Origin of the sequence: Rhodococcus sp. 15-2388-1-1a (assembly GCF_002259145.1) — a bacterium.
Lineage (GTDB): Bacteria > Actinomycetota > Actinomycetes > Mycobacteriales > Mycobacteriaceae > Rhodococcoides.
In genome coordinates, this window is record NZ_NPFP01000024.1 from 1 (window position 1) to 2,535 (window position 2,535).

Annotated in this window: 1 protein-coding gene; it reads right to left on the minus strand. The window is 60.7% G+C overall.

The window, feature by feature from the left end; all coding sequences use genetic code 11:
• Nucleotides 1-2,523: non-ribosomal peptide synthetase (locus CH302_RS15605; protein ID WP_254924357.1), on the minus strand; the 2,523-nt coding region annotated here is incomplete at its 3' end.
• Nucleotides 2,524-2,535 lie beyond the last annotated feature (12 nt).

Sequence of the window (2,535 nt, forward strand, 5' to 3'; positions counted from 1 at the left end):
CCGCAAACCGGAATCCAACACAAACAACGCATCACCCGGCACCGGCGTACCGATAGGAGCTCCATGACCAGGCTTCATGGGCGCACTCATAGAGGCGTAGAACGTCTCTGTCTCCCCGTAGCCATTGATCATTTCTCGGCCTGAAGCCCACCGATCGACAAGTTCGGGCGAGCATGCCTCACCCCCCACAAAAATGGTCCTTACTTGATCTATTCCCTCGGGCGAGAGCATCTCGAGTGCGGACGGGGTCTGGTTGACGGTGGTGACCTGCTCGTCTACCAGGATTCGGTGAAAGTCCGTTGCGGAGCGGGCGGCATGCTCAGGGATGATCACCAAGCGGCCGCCGTGCAGCAGAGCGCCCCACATCTCCCACACCGACACATCGAACGAGTACGAATGGAACATCGACCACACCTGATCTGGGGAATGTTTGAAAGCATGTTCCGAAGCTGCGTAGGTCTGGGTGACGTTCGTTTGTGTGATGCCGACGCCTTTGGGTGTGCCTGTCGTTCCTGAGGTGTAGATGATGTACGCGAGGAGGTCAGCATTCGGCACCGGCAACGTCGTCGTCGGCTGTTCAGCGACCTTGGGATCCTCGACATCTATCAGTGGGACCCCGGACTTACTGACGCGACCAGCGAGGCTCACCGTGGTCAAAATCGCGGCCGGCGCAGCGTCTTGTAGAACGAATGCCAGGCGCTCGTCAGGGGTGTTGATGTCGATCGGCAAGTAAGCAGAACCCAGCTTCAGCACCGAAAGTATGGCTATCACAGTGTGTTCCGAACGTGGCAGCAACAGTGCAACAACGTCCTCTACTCCCACCCCACGCCCAGCCAACAAATGAGCCAACTGCGTCGATGTGTCGTCCAACTCCTGATACGTCCACGACCGACCCTCGAACACCACCGCTATGACGTCCGGCCGCACCCTCACCTGCTCGGCGAACAACTCCGGAATCGCGGGGTCCACGATCGATTCATTTAGCACTGACCGCGCTCCGAGGGCGTCCAGCTGCGTCAGTTCTCTCTCGTCAAGCAAGTCGATTGACGCCACCGAGCGGTCCGTGCCGGCGAGCATCGTCGTGAGCACCCGCTGCCAGCGGGTAACAAGTTGTTTTACAGTTTCGGCGTCATAGACGTCGGTGCGGTACTCGACCAGACCCCCAATGCCTATGGGACGGCCGGAGTTGTCGAACCGCTCACGCAGGCTGAAAGTCAAGTCCATTCGAGCGGTCAAGGTGTCCGTGCGCTGCGGGGAAATGTCGAGACCTGGCAGAGACAGATCGGGCAGGGTGACGTTTTGCCAGGCGAACAGGATTTGGATCAACGGATGGTGAGCCTGCGTACGGACCGGATTGAGGCGCTCGACAAGCGCATCGAACGGCACATCTTGGTTCGCGAACGCGTCCAGGCTCCGCTCCCGTACCTCCTCCAACAAATCACCGAAGTTCATCTCGGCTGAAACCCGCGTACGCAACACCAGCGTGTTGACGAAAAACCCGACCATGCCGTCAAACTCGGTTCGCCCCCGCCCCGCCGTCGGCACCCCGAACGCCACATCCGCGCTCCCGCTCAAACGCGCCAACAGCACCGAAAGCGCCGCCGACATCACCATGAACGTCGTCGCATTGCGTTCCCGCGCCACAACCCGCACGAGTTCCTGCAGTTCGGCGGGCCATTCGACGACGACTTGGCCGCCCTGATGGTTGGCGACGGCGGGGTAAGGCCGGTCCGTGGGAAGCTCCAGCAGTCCCGCGTATCCAGCGAGGTTCCGCTCCCAGAAAACTGTTTGTCGACCAGATCGGGTATTAGGATCGTCGGCCTCGCCGAGGAGCTTGTGCTGCCAGATTGTGAAGTCGGCGTACTGAACGGGCAACGGCTCCCAGCCTGGCTCCGTCCGGGTGGTGCGGGCCTGATATGCGGTAGTCAGGTCGCGAACCAGCGGCGAGAGAGATGATCCGTCGGCGGCGATGTGGTGCATTGCCAGGGCCAGATGGTGTTCCGTGGTCGAGACTGCGAAAAGCCTTGCACGAAAGGGAATCTCGGTTTCTAAGTCGAAGGCGTGGCGGGTGACAATACCGACCGCCTCATCCAACTGTTGATCGGTCCAGTTGGTGGCGTCGATGACTTTGCAGGCGACAAGCCCTTCAGAGGCATCGAGAATGCACTGCTCGGGCACGCCAGCCGTAGCGGGAAACACTGTGCGAACACTCTCGTGCCGGGCTACGACATCGGCAACCGCCAGGGTCAGCGCGTCGACGTCGAGTAGACCGATTAGGCGTAGTACCAGAGGGATGTTGTATGTCGCCGATGGTCCCTCTAGCTGATGGATGAACCACAACCGACGCTGGGCGAACGACAGCGGCAACTGGGCCGGACGCGCATATGGCTCCCAGATTTGCCTGGTGCCCGACTGTCCTCCACCCACCACACGAGCCAGGCCCGCTACGGTGGGGGCTTCCATGAGTGCACGGACGCTGATTTCACAGTCGAAGGTTTCCTGCACGGCGGCTACGACACGCATCGCAGAGAGCGA